The sequence below is a fragment of the Sphingomonas sp. MMS24-J45 genome (assembly GCF_044881195.1).
GTDB lineage: Bacteria > Pseudomonadota > Alphaproteobacteria > Sphingomonadales > Sphingomonadaceae > Sphingomonas.
Window position 1 is genome coordinate 3116376 of the sequence record NZ_CP173255.1, and the last position, 22180, is coordinate 3138555.

Here is a 22180-nt window from a genome sequence, read left to right on the forward strand (position 1 = left end):
TTACGCCGCGACCAACCTCTTATCTCTGGTCTTGGCCGTCGCGCGTGGCGCCTCGTGGGCAGCGCTGCCCTTGTCCGTATCATGGAAGCTGCTGGCCTGGCGGGCAAGTCGATCCACTTCGCGCGACAGGTTCTGCGCTGCGGCGGAGGTTTCCTCGACCATCGCGGCATTCTGCTGCGTCGCGCGGTCCATTTCGCCGATGGTTAGCGAAACTTCGGAAATCGAGCTGGCCTGAACCTGGTTGTCATGCGCCATTTCGCTAAGCAAATCATTCACCTGCGAAACGTCGCCTGAAATGTTCAGCAAGGCGCCATCGACCTTTTCAACCATCGCGACTGCGGTGACGATGTCGGCTTGCGTCGCGGTAAGCTGATCGCGCGCGCGCCCCGCTTCTTCCTCGGCGCGCATTGCAAGCGCCGACACGAGATCGGCGACGACCGCGAAGCCGCGCCCCGCTTCGCCCGCACGGCCCGCCTCGACCGCCGCGTTCATCGCAAGAACCCGCGTCTGGAAGGCGATCTTGTCGAGGCCCTCGATCACGCTGTCGATGCCCTTGGCGCTTTCCGACACGCGTTCCATCGCCGCAACCGCCTGTTCGGTGATCGATCGTCCGGTATCGACCGTTGCGCTGGCGCCGTTTGCGCGTTCGACGGTGCTGCGTGCGGCCGCCGCTGTCGCCTTCAGCCGCTCGTCCATCTGCTGCACCGACGCAGCGGTTTCAGCGAGGCTTGCGGCGTTGCTTTCGGTCCGGCGCGCAAGGTCGGTCGAGGCGGCGGCAATTTCCTGCGATCCGGTCTTGATCGCATCGACCGTCACGGTGATGGCGTCGAGGAGTTTCGACAGGGCTTCCTCGCGTTCCTGCAGCGCCGCCATCGCCTCCGCGCGGCTGGCCTGTTCCTGCTCGAAATAGATCGACACCGACATTTCCAGATCGATCATCGCAGCCGCAATGATCGCGCGCAGGCGATCAAAGCGCGCATCGGCTTTGCTCGGCAGAAAGGGGAAGCGCGGTCCCACCTGCTCGGCACCGATCGTTTCCGCCAGAGAATTGAGAATGATCGCATAGGAGCCGATATACCATTGCGGCGTCAGGCCGATCTTGGCGTGGCGCGCGCCGATCCGCTTCACGCGGGCAACATAATCGGCATCGAAGGCGGCACCGGCGAGATGCCCCCAATGTTCGGATTGAAGTTTCTTGGCCTGTTCGATGTGCCCGGGGCCGGAAAACATGTTCGCGGTTTCAGGATGTTCGGCGATCTTGCGATACAGCCGTTCGAGCGCGGGGCGCATCGCGGCCAGGATCATGTCGCGGGCGTCAACGAGATGCGCGCGTTTGTCCTCGGAATAGCCGATAAAGTCGAGGCGCGTGGTCAGTTCTGGGTGTGACATCGTGGCTCCAGGCGTTTGGGATTGGCAAGCGTGCGGAGTCGCTTTGGTTTGTTATAGGCGGGCAGGGAGAGTGACGCGGTCGGCGCGCAGATTTTGTTTCGCTGCCGCAGCGACCGCGTCCCCCTTGCCCTGACGCGCGCGACGGTCCACCATCGCCCCAGAGGCGCAGAAAAGCGTCCGAACGGGAGAGCCACCGATGCTGCAGTTAAGCGGACAGGACGCGTCGTTCGTCTATCTCGAAACACCGCATACGCCGATGCACATCGGGTCGGTGGGCATTTATGACCCTTCCACCGCGCCGGGCGGGTTCGTCCGTTTCAAGGACATTCTGAGCTTCATCCAAAGCCGCCTCGGCGGGGCGCGGAGTTTCCGGCAGCGGCTGGTGCGGGTGCCGTTCGATCTCGACCACCCCTATTGGATCGAGGACCCGGAGTTCGACATAGAATTCCACGTCCGCCACATTGCGCTGCCCAAGCCCGGCGACTGGCGACAGCTCTGCATTCAGGTCGCGCGGCTCCACGCGCGGCCGATGGACCTCAGCAAGCCGCTCTGGGAGTTCACCATTCTGGAGGGGCTCGACAATGTCGAAGGCCTGCCACCGGGCTGCTTCGCGCTGATCGCCAAGGTGCATCACGCCGCGATCGACGGCATGTCCGGGGTCGAGATGTCCGCCGCGTTGCACGATATCGACGCGAACATGACGCCGCCCGCTGCGACCGACGATTGGAAGCCCGAGCACATGCCGAACGTCGCCGATCTGCTGACGCGCAGCTATTTCAACTCGCTGCTGCAACCGATGCGCGTGGTCGAGACGATCGGCCGCTCGCTGCCCGGCATGGCGAAACTGACCGCCAGCGTGACCAAGGGCGACGTGAGTCTCGCAGGCACGAAGCTTGCGCCCAAGACGCGTTTCAACGCCAAGGTCTCGGCGCACCGCGTGTTCGATGCCGCCGCGTTCAAACTCACCGACATCCGCGCGATCAAGGATGCCGTGCCGGGCGCGACCGTGAACGACGTCATCCTGGCGATCGTCGGCGGCGGCTTGCGCGGCTATCTCGAAGCGAAAGGAGAACTGCCCAAGGACACGCTGACCGCGATGGCGCCGATCTCGGTACGCGGGGAGGGGGAGAAGGCCGCACTGGGCAACCTCGTCTCGGCGATGGTGGTAGGGCTTGGCACGCACATCGCCGATCCGTTCGAGCGGCTGCGCTTCGTCCACGCCGAGGCGGCCAATAGCAAGGCGATGACCGGCGCGGTCGGCGCGCGTACCTTGACCGATTACAGCCAGCTCATCCCGTCAGGGTTGGCGGGCCTCGCCGCGCGCCTCTACACGCGCGTCGGGGCGGCGAATGCACACGCTCCAGTGTTCAATTGCGTCGTCACCAACGTGCCGGGCAGTCGCATCCCGCTCTATTTCGCGGGTGCCAAGATGGTCGCGATGTACGGCACCGGCCCCGTGTTCGATGCGATGGGGCTGATCAACACGATCTATTCCTACACCGACACGATTGCGATTAGCTTTACCAGCGACCGCAAGATGATGCCCGATCCGGAACTCTATGCCGCCGCGCTGAAATCCGCGTTCGAGGCGCTGAAGGCTGCGGCCGCTGCTCCCCAGGCGGCCGCTGTGCCCGCACAATCCCCCACGCCCGCGCCCAAAAAGGTACGGGCATCCAAGCAGAAGGAACTGACCGCATGACCGACAAGATCCGCGACACCTTCGAAAAGATCGCCGAACCCGCGAAGAAAGCCGGCGAAGCGCTGCGCGATGCTGGTTCCAAAATGGCCGAGAGCAGCTCGACCGTCGGGCTCAAAATGCTCGATCAGGCCGAGACCAATACGCGCGAAGCGTTCCAGGCGATGCGCGCCGCGGCGAGCGCAAAGGATCTTTCCGAGGTGATGAAGATCCAAGGCGATTTCATCCGCGAACAAGGCACGCGCAGCATGGGCCAGGCGCGCGAGATCGGCGAACTGATCCTGCAATTCGGGCGCGACGCGGTGAGCACCGTGCGCGGTGAAAAATAGCGACAGGAGTCTGCTAATGGCTGCCGCCCCGCCGCCCGAAAACGACATCATCGCCGACAGTTCGTTCAAGCCGACCGTCGGCGGTGCCGAACATGCGGTCGCGGCGGCGGGCTTTCACCTGGTAGAACGCGTCCTGCTGATCCTCGTCGCGCTGATGACGATCGGCGGCGCGCTGACCGAGATCATGGCCATCTACCAAAGCCGCTCGATCACGCTCGCCGACATCTTGCAGATGTTTCTGTACACCGAGGTGATCGGCATGGTCAGCGTGTTCTACACCGGCAAGGGCGCGACCTTCATCTACCCGATTTTCATCGCGATGACGGCGCTTGCGCGTCTGATCGTCCTGCAGAGCAAGGAAATGGCGCCGGAGAATATCGTCTTCGAAGCGAGCGCGATCCTGCTGCTCGCGGTGGCGGCGGTGGTGATCACCCGGATCCGGCCCGGAGGCGCGGGGCAAGCATAGCATTATTTCGCCGACAGCGCGTACCTTAGGAACGGTCGCTCTCTCAAGCTGTTGTGGAGAAAGGGAAATTTATCCCAACCACTGGAGAGACTCGATGCATTCCAACCTTGTATCCGCCGTATTCGACAGCCGTGCCGAAGCGGAACGCGCGGTTTCCGAATTGCGATCGGCCGGAATTGACGATCAGGCGATCTCGATCATCGCGCAGCAGGACGGTAATCATGTCGAGACCGATGGCGCCGGTGCCGAAGCGGCGACCGATGTTGTCGGAAAGACCGCGCTCGGTGCGGGCGCTGGCACGCTGCTCGGCATCGCGGCGCTTGCCATTCCCGGCGTCGGCCCGCTCGTGGCGGCCGGAGCAATCGCGGCGGCGGCGGTTCCGGGCGCAGCACTGACCGGCGCGGCGATCGGCGCAGCAGCGGGCGGGCTCAGCGGTCTGCTGACCGATCATGGCGTCAGCCACGAAGATTCGACCTATCATGAGGGCCGAATCAACCAGGGCGGCGTGTTCGTGTCGGTCGATACCAGCAATGCGACCGTCACTGGGGATCGCGCGAGCGATATCCTCAGGCGCAATGGCGGCCATAGCTCGGCCAATGCGAGAATGTCGCCCGCGATCTGATCGAGGCGCTCGCAGAATGGGAGACGCCCGCGGAACGATCCGCGGGCGCTTCTTTTTGTTCTGTAACACAAGGGCTAGCGCGCCGCCGATCGCTTCGCTCAGCGACCGACGGCGCAAACCACTTGGATATCGTGCCTCGTGCGACCTTAACGACGCCTCACGCGTGTCCGGCGAACGGATAGACGAGCCGCTTTAACCCAGTCCGTTCGAACGGATGCCAGTCTCCCTCTGCCTGCGCCAATCGGTCGGCGACGGCGTAAAGCACCGCCGGGTTGACACCAAGCCCGCAATGGCTGCCGTGCACTTCGATATTATCCGTCTCGGCCGAGCGCGGCTCGACGCAGTTCTGCCAGGCGACCACGCCGTCCTCGCGGGTGTAGATCGAGGTCGAGGGGACTGGCGGGGGGCTCGCGCTTTCCCGGAGTTGCTCCGTCACATCGGCGTCGTCGATCTTCTGCCCGGTCAGCATTTCGTACGCGCGCCAGACGTTGGTCGCCTTAGGCGTGCCGGTGAAGGGCGATCCGAGCGAGATAACCTGCCGCACGGCTTCTGGCGCGCGGCGCGAGAGCTGGCGCGCCATCACGCCGCCCAGGCTCCAGCCGATCAGGCTGACTTTCTGCCCGGTGGCGGCATGAATTTCCCGCAACCGCGCGATGAGTTTCTCGCCCTGCGCGCCGATCGCGCGCGGACCGAGATTGCGTCCCAAATCCCAGGCATGTGCATCATAACCGATCTGGGTCAGATAACGGCGCAGCACGGTGGTCGAAATGTCGCTGGTTACGAAGCCGGGCAGCACCATCACCGGATGACCGTCGCCGCGCGGAGCGCTTGCCAGGAAGGGGGCCGCCATGCCGAGGCTCGAAAATTCCGCCAGCGCACGGGGCAGTTCGGTCAACGCCAGCAGCGCGGAGGGCGGGGCGACCTTGTCGGTCGCATGTGGCGTAGGCATCGGGCATTCCTTCCAGGTCTGGCAGTCTAAACGTGCTGCATTGCAATATGGTTCAATCTTCCACTCCGAACGCACGGTGATGCGCCGCGACGCGCGCGACATCATGACTTAATATAGCGAGATCGAAGGCGTTCCCGGCGCGATCGCGTACCTGATCTTTCAGCAGCGCTTCGGCCCGGAACCCGAGGCTTTCGAACAGCATGACAGACCCGATCTGGTCGGGCGTCATTTGTGCGGTCAGCTTGGCAAGGCCTCGCTCCATCGCAATCGAATAGATGCCCTCAAGCAGATCGCGCCCGAGGCCCGCACCGCGCTTGGACGGCGAGACGAGCAGCCGGACTTCGCCCACATGTGCGCTCCACCCCAGCGGATCCCGTACCAACGCGGCGGTGCCGACAAACGTGCCATTCTCCTCGGCGATGAGGCTGTCGATCCAGCCCTCGGCGATCGCCTCGACCCAGGCGGCGATCACGCGCGGGTGCTTCAGGTCGCGGCCGAGGAACAGCAGATCATGCTCCGGCAGGGCTTCCGCAAAAGCCAGCATCGCGTCTGCGTCCTTCGCCTCGAAGCGCCGTATATGATGGCTCATTCCGAACGCTCCCCGAGCCAATCGACCAATTTCGGCCACAAACGCTTGATCGCATTGCCGCCGGCGACAAGGCTGACATGCCCGCCCTTCAATGTCACCTGTTCCTTGTCCGCGCTGCCGACCAGCTCGATCAGCGGCGCGGAGGCGGCGGCGGGCACGATATGGTCATGCTCGGCGGTGACGTGGAGGAACGGCGCGGTGATCGCGCCCAGATCGACGCCGCGCCCACCGATCTGCATGGTCCCCGCGTGGAGTTCGTTGCCCCACAGCAATTGCTTCACCGTCTGGCGGAAATATTCGCCCGGCAGAGGCAAAATGTCGCTGGTCCAGCGATCGAACATACGGAAGGAGCGGACATATTCGTCGTTCCACAGATTGTCGGCGAGCCGGATATTCCCCGCGATCCGACCGCCAGGCCGCAGCATATCGAACGCGGTGTAGAGATAGTCGCCCGGGCAATTGCCGAACGTGTCGACCAGCCGATCGACATCGAAGAAGCGCTTGTCCGCCCAGGCCTGAAACATGTCCATCTTCGAGAAATCGACTGGAGTGGTGAAGCAGACGAGGTTCTTCATCGGCGCGTCCGGGTGCAGCCCGGCCCATAGCGTCGATAGCACGCCGCCGAAGCAATAGCCGACGACGGTAAAATCCGGCTCGCCGGTTTCCGTCTGAACCCGCGCGATCGCTTGCGGCAGGAAATCGAGAACATAGTCCTCGATCCCCAGCACCTTCTCGTCGGCGCGCGGCGGGGTCCAGTCGAGCATGAAGACGTCGAACCCGGCCCTCAGCAAATATTCGACCAAGCTCTGCCCAGGCACCATATCGAAAATGTAGCCGCGATTGGTGGTCGCCATCACCAGCAGCAAGGGCACGCGGAATACGTCGTCCACCAGCGGACGGTAATGGTAGAGATTCATCGTCCCGCGCTGAATCAGCAGATCCTTGGCGCACGCCCCGAGTTGGGGAGCAGAGGAGGTGAAATAGCCGAGACCCTTGATATTGCGCTGTAACGCCCGGTCGAAGGCGGTGCGCGCTTGCGTCAGAAGGTCGGGCGCGTCGCTCAAGACTTTACCGGCGCCTTGCGCGTGCGTTTCGGTTTGGGCCGTTCCGGCGGCGCGAGCCCGGCTTGCGCCATTACCACTGCTTCGATCCGCGCAACCGCGTCCTCGATCCGCGCCAAGCGGGCGGAAAGATCGGCGACTTCGCTGCGGCTTGGCATATTGGCGGCGGCGAGCGCGCGGTCCATCACTTGGTGTGCTGCACCCTGGGCCTGCATCGCGGCGGCGTTGGCGCCCTGCATGACGCGGGCGAACTCGCCGGTCTTCAGCGCTTCACCGCCGAACTGGTTGGTCATCTGCTCCCACTGGCCGAGCATCTCGCGGAACAGGGCGCCGGGGTCGGTTGGGTTTGCCATTGACGGCATCCTTCACCGCCCAGGCGAAGCCGTCAAGCGCCGATGCTGCGCCTTGCAGTGCAGCATGATCGCAGCATCACTTGGTTGGCGTGACAGCTTTCGGGCCAGTCGGCGTCACGTCGAGCAGAGAGTCGCCGCCCAGCGTCCGGTATAGCGTGACGAGATTGGTCGCGCCCGTCAGCTGCGTCGTAACCAGCGAACGGCGCGCAGAATAAAGCGAGCGCTGCGCATCCAGGCTTTGCAGGAAGGTGTCGATCCCCCCGCGATAGCGTGCGTCGGACAGGCGGTAATTGTCGCTTGCAGCAGCGGTCAGCGCGGTTTGCGCGGCCAGTTGATTGCCTATCGTGCCGCGCCGCGCCAGCGCATCTGCGACTTCGCTGAAAGCCGTCTGGATCGCTTTTTCATAAGTCGCGAGCGCCACGTCACGCTGCGCCCGAGATTGTGCGACGCCAGCGCGCGCCGCACCGCCGCTGAAGATCGGATAATTGGCGCTGGGCGATAGCGAATAGTTGAACGCGCCGCCGGTAAACAGGCTGCCCAGCGTATTGCTCGCCAGGCCCGCGAGCGCGGTCAGAGAGATACGGGGAACAGCGCCGCGCGCGCCGCGCCGATTTCGGCATTGGCGGCGCGCAGTTCGTACTCCGCCTGCACCACATCGGGGCGGCGCAGCAATACGCCTGAGTCCAGACCCGCGGGCAGCGCTGCGACGGTAGGGGCGGCCTCCTCGATCGATTTCGGCAGCAAGGCAGGGTCGACCGGCGCCCCGACCAACAATTGCAGCGCATTGATGTCCTGCGCCACCGCCGTCGTCTGCGTCGCGAGGTCGGATTGTGCGGTCTGCAACACGATCTGCGCCTGCGCCAGATCGGTGCGCGGCGCGATGCCACCGTCGAGCCGCAGCTTGGTCAGCGCGACGCTGCGCTCAGCGCTCGCCGTCGTGTCGCGCGCAATCTGCAGCAGACTTTGGTCGGCGGCATAGGTCAGCCAGGCGGTCGCGATGTCGCCGACCAGCGTCAGCCGCGTCGCGCGTGCCGCTGCCTCGGTGCTGAAATAGCGGTTCTGCGCGGCGGTGGTTAGCGAACGGACTCGCCCGAAAAGATCGACCTCGAACGCAGTGATGCCAAGGCTTGCCGAGAAATTCTCGCGAACCCCGCCGGTGACGGGGGCCCCGCCGTTGAACGCACGGCCCGTGCCGGCATCGCTGCGCGTGTAGCTGGCGGACCCATCGACAGTGGGCAGCAGTTCGGCGCGCTGAATGCGATACTGCGCGCGCGCGACGGCGATATTGCCGGCCGCAATGCGCAGGTCGCGATTGTTGACCAGCGCCTGCTCGACGATCTGCTGTAACCGGGGATCACGGAAGATATCGCGATAGGTGATGCTTGGCAGTGCCGCTTCGCTCTGTCGCAGATAGGAATCGCCGACCGGCCAGCTTGGCGGGACCGGCAGATCGGGCCGGACATATTTTGGCGCGAAGGAGCACGCCGACAAGGCGGCCACGGATGCCAGAGTGAGTGCCTTGCGGATCATGCCGATGCCTCCGCGTCCGGTGTGGGTTTGTGCCGGAGTTTCTTCAGCGCGTCGCGCGTGCCGCGACGGACCAGGACGAAGAACAGCGGGATGTAGAATACCGCCAGGATCGTCGCAGTGAGCATCCCGCCGATCACCGCCGTGCCGATCGCCACACGGCTGTTCGCGCCCGCGCCGGTCGAGATCGCGAGCGGCAGCACGCCGAAGATGAAGGCCAGGCTGGTCATCAGAATCGGACGGAGACGAAGCCGCGCCGCCTCGATCGCGGCATCGATCACGCGCTTACCTGCCTTTTCGGCTTGTTCCGCAAATTCGATCATCAGGATCGCGTTCTTCGCGGCAAGGCCCATGGTGGTGAGCAGCCCGATCTGCAGATACACGTCGTTCTGCAGCCCGCGCAGCGTCACCGCGAAGATCGCGCCGACCAGCCCCAGCGGGATGATCATCAACACCGCGATCGGGATCGTCCAGCTTTCATACAGCGCAGCAAGGCACAGGAACACGACCAGCAGCGAGATGCCGTAAAGGATCGGTGCCTGACCGGACGACAGCCGTTCCTGATAGGACAGGCCACTCCACGCGACCGAGGTGCCGGGGTATTTCGCGGCCAGTTCCGCCATCTTGTCCATCGCCGTGCCCGAGCTTTGGCCCGGCGCCGCCTGGCCCGAAATCTCATAAGACGAAATGCCCGAGAAGCGCGCCAGTGTCGGCGGAGTCTTGCTCCACGCGATCGTCGAGAAGGCGGAGAAGGGGGCCATCGCGCCGCTCGATCCGCGTACGAACCATTTCGACAAGTCTTCCGGCGCGGCGCGGTAAGGCGCATCGCCCTGGACATAGACGCGCTTCACGCGGCCGCGATCGTTGAAATCGTTGACGTAGCGGCCACCCCATGCGGTCGACAGTGTGCTGTTGACGTCGGCCTGGGTAAGGCCAAGCGTGCTGAGCTTTTGCGGGTCGAGGTCGATCCGCAGCGTCGGCTGGTCCTCCAGATCGGTCGGGCGCACCGCGGCGAGCGTCGAGTCCGCACGTGCCGCCGCGAGCAGTCCGTCGCGGGCCGCCTTGAACTGTTCGCGGCTCAGGCCGCCGGTGTTCTGCAACTCCAGCGTGAAGCCGTTCGATTGGCCGAGACCGCGCACGGCGGAGGGCACGGTCGCGTAGAATTCCACGTCGCGCAGGCCACCAAGCGCCTTGGTTGCACGCTGTGTGATCGCGTCGGCACCGTTTTCCACGCCTTTGCGATCGGCCCAGTCCTTCAGCGCGATGAAGCCGCGACCGGCGTTCTGGCCACCACCGCCACCACCACCGCCAGCCCCGGCGACCGTCAGATAGCCCGCGACGTTCTTGCCCTCATTCTCGGCGAAATATTTCTCGATCTGCACCTGCGCCTGGCGCGTTTGGTTGAGCGTCGAACCCGGCGCGAGGTTATATTGAATCTGTGCGATGCCCTGATCCTCGGTCGGCAGGAACCCGGTCGGCAGGCGCACGAACAGGATCGCGAGGATCGCGACCACCCCGGCGTAGATCGCCAGGAAAAGCCATTTGCGATCGACGACGCGCTGCACGCTCGCAACGTAGCGATTGGTCATGGATTCGAACCCGCGGTTGAAGCGGTCCTTCCACGGCTTTGTCTTGCGTGCGATCCAGCTGTCCAATTCGGCCTCGCCCTTCTGCTTCAGCAGGGTGGCGGTCAGCGCGGGCGTCAAAATCAGCGCGACCACCACCGACAGGACCATCGCCGACACGATCGTGATCGAAAACTGGCGGTAGATCACGCCGGTCGATCCGCCAAAGAAGGCCATCGGCAGGAACACCGCCGACAGCACGAGCGCGATCGCGATCAGCGCGACGGTGATTTCGTCCATCGACTTGATCGTCGCCTCGCGCGGCGACATGTCGGGATTTTCCTCCATCAACCGCTCGACATTCTCGACGACGACGATCGCGTCGTCGACGAGCAGGCCGATCGCGAGCACGAGGCCGAACAGCGTCAGCGTGTTGATCGTAAAACCGGCCAGCGCGAAGATCCCGAAGGTGCCGAGCAGCACGACCGGCACGGCAATCGTCGGGATCAGCGTCGCGCGCCAGCTTTGCAGGAAGACGAACATGACGATGACGACGAGGACGATCGCCTCGAACAGCGTCTTTTCGACTTCCTCGACCGACAGTTTGATGAACGCGGTCGAGTCCTGCGGGAAACTGTAGGCATAGCCCTGCGGGAAATTCTTGGACGAGCGCTCGATTTCGGCCTTGACCAGTTCCGCGGTGCCCAACGCGTCGGCGCCCGGCGCGAGGCTGACCGCGATACCGGCGCCGGGGTGGCCGTTGACCCGGCTGGTGACCCCGTAATTCTCCGCGCCGAGTTCGACCCGAGCCACGTCCGACAGGCGCACGGCAGAGCCATCTGGCTGCGTCTTCAGCACGATGTTGCGGAATTGCTCCGGCGTCGAAAGGCGCGCCTGCGCGGTGACGGTCGCATTCAGCACCTGTTCGGGCGCGTTAGGCGTGCCGCCGATTTCGCCCGCCGCGACTTCGGTGTTCTGCGCGGTGATCGCGGTGACGACGTCGCCGGGGATCAGGCTGAAGCTCGCCAGCTTATTGGGATCGAGCCAGATGCGCATCGCATATTGCGCGCCGAACACGTTGATGTCGCCCACGCCCTTGATGCGGCCGATCGTGTCCTGCAGGTTCGACACCAGATAGTCCGACACGTCCTGGTTGGTCGTGCGGTCGCTGGTGTCGTAGATCGCCGCGATCAGCAGGAAGTCGGGGTTCGATTTGGTGACGGTCAGGCCCTGTTGCTGAACCTGTTGCGGCAGGCGGGGCAAGGCCTGCTGCACCTTGTTCTGCACCTGCACTTGCGCGATGTCGGGGTCGGTGCCCTTGGCGAAGGTCGCGGAGATCGACACCTGCCCGCGCGAGGACGACGAGGTGCTGAAATAGAGCAGACCATCGATGCCGGTCAGCTGCTGCTCGATCACCTGCGCGACGGAATTTTCTAGCGTCTCGGCCGACGCACCCGGATAGGTCGCACGGATGTTGACGTTGGGCGGCGCGATGTCGGGAAATTGCTCGACCGGCAGCGTGTAGATCGCGCCGATGCCGGCGAGCATAATGATGATCGAAATGACCCAGGCGAAAATCGGCCGGTCGATGAAGATACGGGAGATCACGGCCGGATCAGCTCTTCGGCTTGTCGGTGGCGGTCTTGATCCGCTGCGGCGTGTTGGCTGCGACCGGGCGGACCGTCGCATCGGCCTTCACCTTGCCGACGCCCTGCACGATCACCTTGTCGCCAGCCTTCAGGCCATCGGTGACCACCCAATTGGCGCCCATCGTGCGCCCGGTCGTCACCTGCCGCTGCACGGCCTTACTGCCGCCCTTGCCATCGGGCGCGACGACGAAGACGGTGGCATTGCCCTTCGGGTCGCGTGACACCGCCTGCTGCGGGATCAGGAAGGCGTTGGTGTCGATCGACTGCGCGAAGCTCGCGCGGACGAACATGCCCGGCAGCAACAGCCCTTGCGGGTTCGGAAAGCGCGCGCGCAGCGTAACCGTGCCGGTCGCGGCATCGACCATCACCTCGGTAAATTCGACGCGGCCCGTCAGGCCATAATCGCTGCCGTCTTCGAGCTTCAGGCGCACGTCCGCGCCGCTCGCGGCGGCGGCACCCTGGGTCGCCAGCGATCGGCGCAGGCGCAACAGGTCGGCGCTCGCCTGCTGGATATCGACATAGATCGGATCGAGCCGCTGGATCGTAGTCAGCGGGTCGCTCTGGCTCGCGGTGACCAGCGCGCCTTCGGTGAACAGCGATCGGCCGATCCGCCCGGTGATCGGCGCGGGGACGGTTGTGAAGCGCAGGTTGATCTGCGCCGTGTCGAGCGCAGCCCTGCTTTGCGCGACAGCGGCGGCGGCTTGGCGGGCCTGCGCGGCGGCGTCGGTATAATCCTGTTTGGCGACCGCCTGCATGTCGGCAAGCGGCTTGTAGCGCTCCGCCTTGATCCGCGTTGCCTCGGCATTTGCGGCCGCGCTGCTCAAATTCGCCTGCGCTTGGTTGGCGGACGCGCGGTAAAGGCTCGGGTCGATCTGATAGAGCGGCTGGCCTTTGCGGACCATCGACCCTTCGGTGAAGAAGCGGCGGCGGATCAGACCGGTCACCTGCGGCCGCACTTCGGAGCTCTGATAGGCGGCGGTGCGCCCGGCGAGTTCGGTGACGATCGGGACGCTGGTCGGTTGAACCTCGACGAAGCCGACCTCGGGCGGCCCCTTGGGGCCGCCGCGTCCACCCTTGGCCTTGTCGCCTGATCCTGCGCCACACCCTGCCAGTGCCGTTGCCGCAAGTGCGAGCGCACCCGCCGTCCGCAGATAAGAAATCCGAACCGTCATTCCGTGTCCACCGCTCCGGGGCAGGATGCGAGGGGGCGATACCCCGAGCAATCGTCGCCCAACGCCGCCTGTTAGGGATTGTTCCGGGTCCGGATCAACTGTCCCGGTTCGGTCCTATTGCGGTGCAGCAAAACTCACCGCAATTTGGCGATGGTCAGCGAATCGGCTTTTGCGCGTTCCTTGGTCAATTCCTCGCTGCGTTTCAGCGCCTTTGCGATCGCCTTGAGAGCCATGCCTTTTTTGGCAAGCGTGTGCAGTTTCTGGATCTCATCGGTGGTCCAGGGCTGCCGGTGGCGTTCGAATTGATCTTCGCTCATCGCGATACGCTACGCGCCTCGGTCTCGATGCGCCAGCGATCCGACACACTCTTGCGACACGTGGCGGGTACCGCGCTGCCGACACGGAAAACGGAATCAGAATGACACGCATCTCGACCCTGCTGACCCTGGCACTTGCCGCCACGCCGACCTTCGCCTTGGCACAGCAGCAGAAAGCTCCCGCCAAGCCTGCGCAGCAACAGCAGCCGGCCATGTCCGACGAAGGTGAGGATGGGCCCGACATCGTCGTGCGCGGGGCGAAGCTGCCGGGCTCGGTCGTCGGCGACATTCCGCCCGAACAGCAACTCACGCCCGCCGACATCCGCTCCTACGGCGTCAGCTCGGTATCCGAACTGCTCGCCGAACTCGCGCCGCAGACGCGCAGCGATCGTGGCAGCGGTGGCGCGCCGGTCGTCCTGCTCGACGGGCGGCGCATTTCCGGTTTCGCCGAAATTCGCGATCTGCCGACCGAGGCGATCGCGCGGGTCGACATTCTGCCCGAAGAGGTCGCGCTGAAATACGGTTATCGCGCCGATCAGCGCGTGGTGAATTTCGTGCTGCGTCGGCGATTTCGTGCGGCCACGGTGGAACTTGCGGACCGGGTGCCGACCGACGGTGGCCGCCAAGCGCCGCAGGCCGAGCTCGACTTGCTCAAGATCGCCAATAAGGGCCGCGTTAATCTCCACCTCGAATATGCCAAGACGACGGCGCTGACCGAAGACGAGCGCAATATCGCGCCGAGCACGACGCCCGGCGCGGTCGATCAACGACCGTTCCGCACGCTGCTGCCCTCGACCGAAACCTTCAACGCCAACAGCAGCTACGCCCGCACCTTCGGGACGATTTCTGGCACCTTGAACGGCACCCTGTCGGCGACGAGCAGCGATGCGCTCCGCGGATTGCCCAACAACGGTCTCGTGGGCGATCTGTCGCCGCTCAACCAGCGTAATTCGACGATCGCGACGCATTTGGGGACTGCGTTCAACGGCGCGATTGGCAAGTGGCAATGGACGCTGACCGGCGGCTACGATCATGCCGAATCGAAGACGCTGACCGATGTTGGGTTCGACACCAGCATCACGCCGCCGGGCATCCTACCCGCCAGCCGCGGTTCCTCGGTGTCGAACACCGGGCAGATCGATGCGCTGGTGAGCGGTGCGCTGTTCAAGCTGCCTGCCGGTGACGTGTCGACCACGCTGCGCGTCGGCGGTGATTTCAACAGCTATTCGAGCAAATCCTATCGCGGCGGCGTGTTCACGCCGGGATCCGTCACCCGCAACAGCGGCAACGGCCAGATCAACGTGGACGTGCCGATCACCAGCCGCGCCAAGGATGTGCTTGGGGCAATCGGGTCGCTATCGCTCAACGGCAATTTCGCGCTCGATCAGCTCTCCGATTTCGGCACGCTCAAGACGGTCGGATACGGGATCAACTGGTCGCCGATCGTGCCGCTGCGCATCATAGGGTCGGTCACCGATCAGGATGTCGCGCCGACCCCGCAGCAACTCGGCGATCCGCAGATCGTCACGCCTGCTGTCCCGGTGTTCGATTATGTGCTGGGCCAGAACGCGCTGGTGACCACCGTGAGCGGCGGCAACCCCGGCCTGATCGCGAGCAGCAGCCATGTCCGCAAGCTCGGAGTCACGCTGAAGCCGTGGAGCACCAAGGAGCTGTCGCTCACCGCCAATTATATCGATGCGCGCGTGGAGAATCCGGTCGCGAGCTTCCCGAGCCCGACCGCCGCGATCGAGGCGGCGTTCCCCGGGCGTTTCACCCGCGTCAACGGCGCGCTGACGCGTATCGACAATCGCCCCATCAACTTCGCCGAGACTAGCCGGTCGGAATTGCGCTGGGGCATCAATTTCTCGACCGCGCTGAAATCGAAGCTGCAGAAGCAGATCGAGGCGTGGCGCTCGGGCAAGGGGCCGAACCCGTTTGCGGGGCTGAAAATCCCGGCGGGCGTACAGCGGCAGATCGATCAGGCGCGCGCCGAGCGGCAGCGCAACGGTGGTGGAGCGGGCGGCCCCGGTGCGGGCGGACCCGGTGACGCCCCCGGTGCGGGTGGCCCTCCCGGTGCTGGCGGCGGGCCGGGCGGTGGTCCGGGCGGGGGCCGCGGCTTCGGCGGCTTTGGCGGTTTCGGCGGCGGTCGTGGCGGCGGCGCGGGCGGCGGACGCCTGCAATTCGCGCTCTATCACACCTGGCACTTTACCGATCGCGTGCTGGTGCAGCAGGGCGGCCCTGCGCTCGATCTGCTGAACGGCGATGCGATCGGCGGCAGCGGGGGCCAGCCGCGTCATGAGCTCGAAGGTCAGGCGGGGTATAGCAACAACGGCATCGGCGTACGTCTGTCGACCAATTGGCAGAGCGCTACGCGGGTCAATGGCGGCACCGCCGCGAACCCGCAGACGCTGCGCTTTTCGGATCTCGGCACCGCCAATCTGCGGTTGTTCGCCGACCTCGGGCAGCGGCTCGATCTGCTGAAGAAATACCCGTGGCTGACGGGGACGCGCATCGCCATCTCGGTCGACAATATCTTCGATGCGCGCCAGAAGGTCACCGATGCGAACGGCACCGTGCCGGTCGCCTATCAGCCCGATTACCTCAATCCACTTGGCCGGACGGTGCGGATTTCGGTGCGCAAACTGTTCTTCTGATCGGTGCCGCCGGTGCATCATGCGCTGGCGGCATAACCTCTCAACCGGGAAGGGCGTTGACGGGCGCGGCGCGCCCCGTAAGTGGGATGCAACCCCCGTCGAGGAGCCTCCCATGAAGACCCGTGCCGCCGTAGCATTCGAAGCCAAGAAGCCGCTCGAGATCGTCGAACTCGATCTGGAAGGGCCGAAGGCGGGCGAAGTGCTGGTCGAAATCATGGCGACCGGGATCTGCCACACCGACGCCTATACGCTCGACGGGTTCGACAGCGAAGGCATCTTCCCCTCGGTGCTCGGTCATGAGGGCGCCGGGATCGTCCGCGAAGTCGGCGCTGGCGTGACGAGCGTGAAGCCCGGCGATCACGTCATCCCGCTGTACACCCCCGAATGCCGCCAGTGTAAGTCGTGCCTCAGCGGCAAAACCAACCTCTGCACCGCGATCCGCGCGACGCAGGGTAAGGGGCTGATGCCCGACGGCACCTCGCGCTTTTCGTACAAGGGGCAGACGATCTTCCATTACATGGGCTGCTCGACCTTCTCGAACTTCACCGTCCTGCCCGAAATTGCGGTGGCGAAAATCCGCCAGGACGCGCCGTTCCAGTCGAGCTGCTACATCGGCTGCGGCGTCACCACCGGCGTGGGCGCTGTGGTCAACACCGCCAAGGTCCAGGTTGGCGACAATGTCGTCGTATTCGGCTTGGGCGGCATCGGCCTCAACGTGATCCAGGGCGCGCGCTTGGCCGGGGCCAACAAGATCGTCGGCGTCGACATCAACCCGGCGCGTGAGGAGTGGGGTCGTCGCTTCGGTATGACCGACTTCCTCAATTCCAAGGGTATGAGCCGCGAGGAAGTCGTCGCCGCGGTCGTCGCGCTGACCGATGGCGGCGCGGATTACACCTTCGATGCGACCGGCAATACCGAAGTGATGCGCACCGCGCTCGAGGCGTGCCACCGCGGATGGGGCACGTCGATCATCATCGGCGTTGCCGAGGCGGGCAAGGAAATCGCGACGCGCCCGTTCCAGCTCGTCACCGGGCGCAACTGGCGCGGCACTGCGTTCGGCGGGGCGAAGGGCCGCACCGATGTGCCCAAGATCGTCGACATGTACATGACCGGCAAGATCGAGATCGACCCGATGATCACCCATGTCATGGGCCTGGAAGACATCAACAAGGCGTTCGAATTGATGCACGCCGGCGAAAGCATTCGCAGCGTCGTCGTTTACTGACGCATCCTGAGCGTCACGCCGATGACCCGTGGGTCGTTCGGCGTGGCGAGGATGAGGCCGGAATTGCCCGCCTGAATCGTGAGATTCTGGATATAGTTCGCGTCGAACAGATTGCGCACGAAGACGCCGATCTCCAGCCCGTTCTTCGCGCGATAGCCGAGGCTGGCGTTGGTGAGGTTGTACCCGTCGATCAGCGTGTAGCGCGACAGCGTCGGCTCTCCGGCGTAGCTGCTGCGGAAATTCGTGTCGCTGTGCAGCACGATCGCGCCCGCGCGGACCGGGAGAGCGTAATCCACGCCGATTGTGGTCGACCATTTCGGCAGACCTGCCAGCTCGCGTCCCGTCAGGTCGCACGCCTGCGTCCCGCTGGTCAGCGCTTCGAGTGGGCAGGGGCCGGCCGGATAGCGCGCATATTTCCCATCCGCATAAGCGACACTCCCGCGCAGTTGTAGCGTGGGCGTGACGTGCGCCGTGACGTCCGCCTCGAACCCCTTCACCGTCACTTGCGGGATGTTCGACAAATAGCCGCGTAGCGCGACGGTCTGCGCCGAATCCACGATCGTCGCCTGAAAATCGCGAACGTCGGTGTAGTAACCGGCGAGATTCAGGGTCAGCCGTTGGTCGAACAGCCGCGCCTTGATGCCGCCTTCATAAGTCTGGTTTCGCTCCGGGCGGATCACCGCCGTCGCCAGCGCGGGCCGGTTGTTGGCGTCGAGCGGCAGGCCCGACAGGTTTATCCCGCCCGATTTGAAGCCGCGCGCATAGCCGCCGTAGACGAGCAGCGTCTCGCTCGCTTGCCACGCGAGATTGGCGCGGCCCGAAACGTTGCTCTCGCGGTTGCGCGCGGCGTAGGTCTGGCCGCGCAACACACCAAGCCGAACATTGATCAGCGTCGGATTGGTGACGGCAGGCCCGCCGAAGGTGAAGGTGTCGTAATGGCCGCTCTTGGTCTCATAAGTGTAGCGCAGCCCGCCGCTGAACGTGACGCTTGGCACGATCTGGTACGTCGCCTCGCCGAACGCGGCGTAGCTGTCTTGCCGCAACCGTGTGCGCCCGTCGGTGCCATAGCCGTCGAGCAGGTCGGTCGGGACGGCGACCGCCGCCGCGCCGGAGCCGGTAGTGCTGCCGATTAGGTAGCGCGCGGCGGCCGGACCGTAGATGCTGATCGGTCGCCCGGTGATCGTCTGCCCGAAATAGTAAAGCCCGACGACATACCCGAAACGCTGGTCGCCGTTCGAGGCAAGGCGGAACTCCTGGCTGAACTGATCCTGGCGCGAGGGGATGTGCTGGGTGATCTGCACCGGGATGCCGGTATAGTCGCGGTCGTTCGCGGCGTCCCAATTCCAGAAGCGCCACGCGCTGACCGAGGTGAGCGTGCCGATGCCGCCGAGCTTCCAGTCGGCGATCGCCGAGACGCCGCCCTCGTTCGTATCGACGCCGAGCGCGGCGTCGATGTCGGTGAGCCGGTCGTACGCATTGGTGCTCGGCGGGGCATAGCCGAATTGCGCGGCAAGGCCGGTCGGCCCGGCATATTGCCGCGTGGTCGAGCGTAACGGACTGACATCGGCGGCGCGCAAATAAACCTGCGTACAGCATTCGCTTTGGAAATTGGTGAAATCAGCCGTCAGGCGAAGCTGAAAATCAGCGGTCGGCCTGAACAGCACTTGCCCGCGCACCGCCTGATTGCCGATGCTATTCTGGTCTGCGCCGGTTCGCACGTTATGGATCAGGCCGTCGCGACGCGTGATGAGGCCGGACAGGCGATAGGCGACCGTATCTCCGATCAGCGCTCCCGTCGCCGAGGCGCGTGCCTGGACGAAATTGTAGCTGCCGACGGATAGCTCCGCATCCATTCCCGGCGTGAAGCTCGGCGCCTTGCTGACGATGTTGATCGCGCCCGCGGTCGTGTTCTTGCCAAACACCGTGCCCTGCGGCCCACGCAGCACCTCGATCCGTTCGATATCCGTGAAATCGAACGCCGCCGTGGCGGGGCGGGCGTGATAGACTTGATCGACATAGAAGCCGACGCCGGGTTCCAGCCCATCATTCGCCTGGCTCACCGCGACGACGCTGCTGCCCAGACCCCGGATCGTGAAGGCGGTGTTGCGCGGGTTGGCCGAGCTGTAGTTCAGCGCTGGCACCAGCACGCTTAATTGCTGCGTATTGACGGTGTAGGAACGGCGCAGGAGTTCGTCGCCGACGACCGATACGGCGATTGGCACTGTCTCGACATCCTCGGCCCGCTGCCGCGCGGTAACGACGATGTCAGATACTGCGGCGTCGCCAGAGACCGGTGCCGTAGGTGTTTCGCGCGCGCACGCACTTTGCGGCACCCATGCGAGCATCGTACAGATCGCCGTTCCACCAAGCAGCGCCCACCGCATCATCATCACCGTGCATCAGATCGGACGCTGCGCCGACGACTCACTATATACGGTGAAATATAAAGATGGAAAGGCAAGGATGGCGACGCGACGTCGACGCGACGGTGCGAGACGGCATCCGGCCCGATCCCGCCCGATCCGGCCTTGTGGCGGTCGGCGATGCTCGCGATAGAGGCGGCGCGTGGCCGATTGCCGCCACACGCTCGAAAGCCCCGCTGATACGATGCGCGTTCTCCCGTTCCTGACGCTTGCCGCGCTTGCCGCTCCCGTGCCGATCTGTGCGCAGCAGGAGGCAGAGGTGACGCCGGAGTCGCCCGACCTCGTCGTGCTCGGCCGCCCTTTGCCGCTGCCCCCGGGCGTTCCGGCCTATGGCTCGGTCACGATCGAGCACCCGCGCTTGACCGGCGACGCATCGGGCCGGGTCGAAAACGTGCTCGCCGATGTTGCCGGGTTCCAGCAGTTCCGCCGCTCGGACAGCCGCTCGGCAAATCCCTCGGCGCAGGGCGTGACCTTGCGTGCGCTTGGCGGAAATGCGTCGAGCCGGGCGCTGGTGCTGCTCGATGGAGTGCCGCTCGCCGATCCCTTCTTCGGTTATATCCCCTTCAACGCGCTGTCTGCTGACCGACTGTCGAGCGTGCGCGTCACGCGTGGCGGCGGGGCCGGGGCGTTCGGCGCAGGCGCGGTGGCTGGCACGATCGAACTGGTGAGTGCGACGCGGCGCGACCTGCTGCCGCTCGCCGGGGAAGCCTTCTACGGCAGCGCCAATGCGGTCGAGGCATCGGGTTCAGTTTCTCCCGATGTCGGCCGCGGCTTCGTCAGTCTTTCGGGCAAGTTCGAACGCGGTGACGGCTTCTTCACGACGCCGCCCGAGCAACGCACCGCGGCGACCGTGCGGGCGCGCTATCGCGACTGGTCCGCCTCGCTCCGCGCGGTAGTGCCGATCGATGCGCAAACCGAGCTGGAGGCGCGCGGACTGCTGTATCGCGACGATCGCACGCTGCGCTTCGCCGGGGCCGACAGCAGTGCGCAAGCGCAGGATGCAAGCGTCCGGCTGATTCACCGTGGTCCCTGGGCAGTAGATGCGCTGGCTTATGTTCAGACGCGCAACTTCACCAATCGCGTGATCAGTGCGGCTAGCTTCAAGCTGACGCTCGATCAGCGCAACACGCCTGCGACAGGAGCCGGCGGCAAGATCGAACTGCGCCCGCCGGTCGGGGCGGATCATGTGCTGCGGATCGGCATCGATGCGCGCCTGGGGGAGGGGGTGCTGTACGAGGGCGCCTATGCCGCGAGCGGCTCGGTGACCGCGCGCCGCACCGCCGGTGGGCGGACGAGCAGCGTCGGCGCGTTCGTCGAGGACGACTGGACGCTCGGTCGGCTGGTGCTGACTGCCGGGGTGCGCGCCGACCGCTGGACGATCACCGACGGTTTCTTTCGCGAGGCCACTGCGCTGGGCGTTCCCGCCGCCGATACGCGCGTCGGCAACCGGCATGGTGTAGAGGGGACAGGTCGCGCCGGCGCGCTGTTCCGCGCCAGTGACGCGGTCAAGCTGCGCGCGGCGGCCTATACCGGTTTCCGCGTGCCGACGCTCAACGAACTGTACCGCCCGTTCGTCGTCTTCCCGGTCACCACGCAAGCCAATGCCGCGCTCGGTCTCGAGCGGCTGCGCGGGTTGGAGGGCGGGGTCGATCTCAGCCCGGCGCGCGGCGTCACGCTCGGTGTAACCGCCTTCTACAATCGGCTCGGCGGGGCGATCGCCAACGTCACGATCGCCCCCAACACGCGGCAGCGCCGCAACGTCGATGCGATCATCGCCAAGGGCGTAGAAATCACGGGTCACGCCACGCGGGGTGGGTTTTCGCTGGATGCGTCTTACGCCTTCAGCGACAGCAGCGTGGTCGCCTCGGGCAGCGCGGCGCAACTCAACGGCTTCGCCCCCGCGCAAAGCCCGCGCCACACCGCCAGCGCGACGCTTGCATGGGAGCATGCCGGGTTCGGAGGATCGCTGACCGTGCGCCATGTCGGGCGGCAATATGAGGATGATCTGCAGACCGACGTCCTGCCCGCGGTGACGACACTGGATGCGGTGGTAACGGTGCCGTTCGGCAAACGCTTGTCGTTGATCGGTCGGGCCGAGAATATGCTCGACGCGACGATTATCACCCGCAATGCTGGCGGTTCGATAGATCTCGGCACGCCGCGTACGCTGTGGATCGGCTTGCGCTTCAGATGA

Annotated in this window: 16 protein-coding genes and 1 pseudogene; 7 read left to right on the forward strand and 10 right to left on the reverse strand. The window is 65.1% G+C overall.

Annotation, left to right across the window (positions count from 1 at the left end):
• The gene (locus AB5I39_RS15115) at positions 1-1389 is read right to left on the reverse strand and encodes a protoglobin domain-containing protein (protein WP_404368621.1); all 1389 of its coding nucleotides are present in this window, start codon (positions 1387-1389) and stop codon (positions 1-3) included.
• 196 nt (positions 1390-1585) lie between these two features.
• Between AB5I39_RS15115 and AB5I39_RS15120 the strand changes: the two genes are divergently transcribed.
• The 4 genes from AB5I39_RS15120 to AB5I39_RS15135 all read left to right on the forward strand — a co-directional run bounded on the left by AB5I39_RS15120 (position 1586) and on the right by AB5I39_RS15135 (position 4502).
• Positions 1586-3088 (forward strand): wax ester/triacylglycerol synthase family O-acyltransferase, encoded by a 1503-nt coding sequence (locus AB5I39_RS15120; protein ID WP_404368624.1) that lies wholly within the window; start codon positions 1586-1588, stop codon positions 3086-3088.
• A complete protein-coding gene (locus AB5I39_RS15125) occupies positions 3085-3414 on the forward strand; it encodes a phasin family protein (RefSeq protein ID WP_404368627.1) in 330 nt (109 codons plus the stop codon). The genes AB5I39_RS15120 and AB5I39_RS15125 overlap by 4 nt, the downstream gene beginning before the upstream one ends.
• A 16-nt stretch (positions 3415-3430) precedes the next feature.
• Positions 3431-3880, forward strand: a complete 450-nt coding sequence (locus AB5I39_RS15130; RefSeq protein ID WP_404368630.1) for a phosphate-starvation-inducible protein PsiE — start codon at positions 3431-3433, stop codon at positions 3878-3880.
• A 94-nt stretch (positions 3881-3974) separates the two neighbouring features.
• Complete coding sequence (locus AB5I39_RS15135; protein WP_404368633.1) at positions 3975-4502, forward strand: hypothetical protein; 528 nt, start codon at positions 3975-3977, stop codon at positions 4500-4502.
• A 157-nt stretch (positions 4503-4659) separates the two neighbouring features.
• On the opposite strand, the gene AB5I39_RS15140 is transcribed toward AB5I39_RS15135, so the two are convergent.
• The 8 genes and pseudogenes from AB5I39_RS15140 to AB5I39_RS15175 form a co-directional block, all read right to left on the reverse strand.
• Positions 4660-5451, reverse strand: a complete 792-nt coding sequence (locus tag AB5I39_RS15140; protein ID WP_404368635.1) for an esterase/lipase family protein — start codon at positions 5449-5451, stop codon at positions 4660-4662.
• Positions 5452-5503: 52 nt separating this feature from the next.
• The gene (locus tag AB5I39_RS15145; RefSeq protein WP_404368638.1) at positions 5504-6040 is read right to left on the reverse strand and encodes a GNAT family N-acetyltransferase; all 537 of its coding nucleotides are present in this window, start codon (positions 6038-6040) and stop codon (positions 5504-5506) included.
• Positions 6037-7104: an alpha/beta fold hydrolase gene (locus AB5I39_RS15150; RefSeq protein WP_404368641.1), complete on the reverse strand. Its 1068-nt coding sequence runs from the start codon at positions 7102-7104 to the stop codon at positions 6037-6039. Before AB5I39_RS15150 ends, AB5I39_RS15145 begins: the two co-directional genes overlap by 4 nt.
• The gene (locus tag AB5I39_RS15155) at positions 7101-7454 is read right to left on the reverse strand and encodes a poly(R)-hydroxyalkanoic acid synthase subunit PhaE (RefSeq protein WP_404368644.1); all 354 of its coding nucleotides are present in this window, start codon (positions 7452-7454) and stop codon (positions 7101-7103) included. Before AB5I39_RS15155 ends, AB5I39_RS15150 begins: the two co-directional genes overlap by 4 nt.
• A gap of 76 nt (positions 7455-7530) precedes the next feature.
• Positions 7531-8984, reverse strand: a pseudogene (locus AB5I39_RS15160) (efflux transporter outer membrane subunit).
• Entirely contained in the window at positions 8981-12154 is a 3174-nt protein-coding gene (locus AB5I39_RS15165) for an efflux RND transporter permease subunit (RefSeq protein ID WP_404368647.1), read from the reverse strand. The pseudogene AB5I39_RS15160 and the gene AB5I39_RS15165 overlap by 4 nt, the downstream one beginning before the upstream one ends.
• 7 nt (positions 12155-12161) lie before the next feature.
• Positions 12162-13367, reverse strand: coding sequence for an efflux RND transporter periplasmic adaptor subunit (locus tag AB5I39_RS15170; RefSeq protein WP_404368649.1), 1206 nt, complete (start codon positions 13365-13367; stop codon positions 12162-12164).
• Positions 13368-13501: 134 nt separating this feature from the next.
• The gene (locus tag AB5I39_RS15175; protein ID WP_404368652.1) at positions 13502-13684 is read right to left on the reverse strand and encodes a hypothetical protein; all 183 of its coding nucleotides are present in this window, start codon (positions 13682-13684) and stop codon (positions 13502-13504) included.
• A 101-nt stretch (positions 13685-13785) separates the two neighbouring features.
• Between AB5I39_RS15175 and AB5I39_RS15180 the strand changes: the two genes are divergently transcribed.
• Both AB5I39_RS15180 and AB5I39_RS15185 read left to right on the forward strand, forming a co-directional pair.
• The gene (locus AB5I39_RS15180; protein WP_404368654.1) at positions 13786-16338 is read left to right on the forward strand and encodes a TonB-dependent receptor; all 2553 of its coding nucleotides are present in this window, start codon (positions 13786-13788) and stop codon (positions 16336-16338) included.
• Between the two features lie 112 nt (positions 16339-16450).
• The gene (locus AB5I39_RS15185) at positions 16451-17563 is read left to right on the forward strand and encodes an S-(hydroxymethyl)glutathione dehydrogenase/class III alcohol dehydrogenase (RefSeq protein ID WP_404368661.1); all 1113 of its coding nucleotides are present in this window, start codon (positions 16451-16453) and stop codon (positions 17561-17563) included.
• Here AB5I39_RS15185 and AB5I39_RS15190 read toward each other — a convergent pair.
• A complete protein-coding gene (locus AB5I39_RS15190; protein WP_404374179.1) occupies positions 17557-19947 on the reverse strand; it encodes a TonB-dependent receptor in 2391 nt (796 codons plus the stop codon). The genes AB5I39_RS15185 and AB5I39_RS15190 overlap by 7 nt on opposite strands.
• Before the next feature lie 223 nt (positions 19948-20170).
• On the opposite strand from AB5I39_RS15190, the gene AB5I39_RS15195 reads away from it, so the two are divergent.
• The gene (locus AB5I39_RS15195) at positions 20171-22180 is read left to right on the forward strand and encodes a TonB-dependent receptor plug domain-containing protein (RefSeq protein WP_404368664.1); all 2010 of its coding nucleotides are present in this window, start codon (positions 20171-20173) and stop codon (positions 22178-22180) included.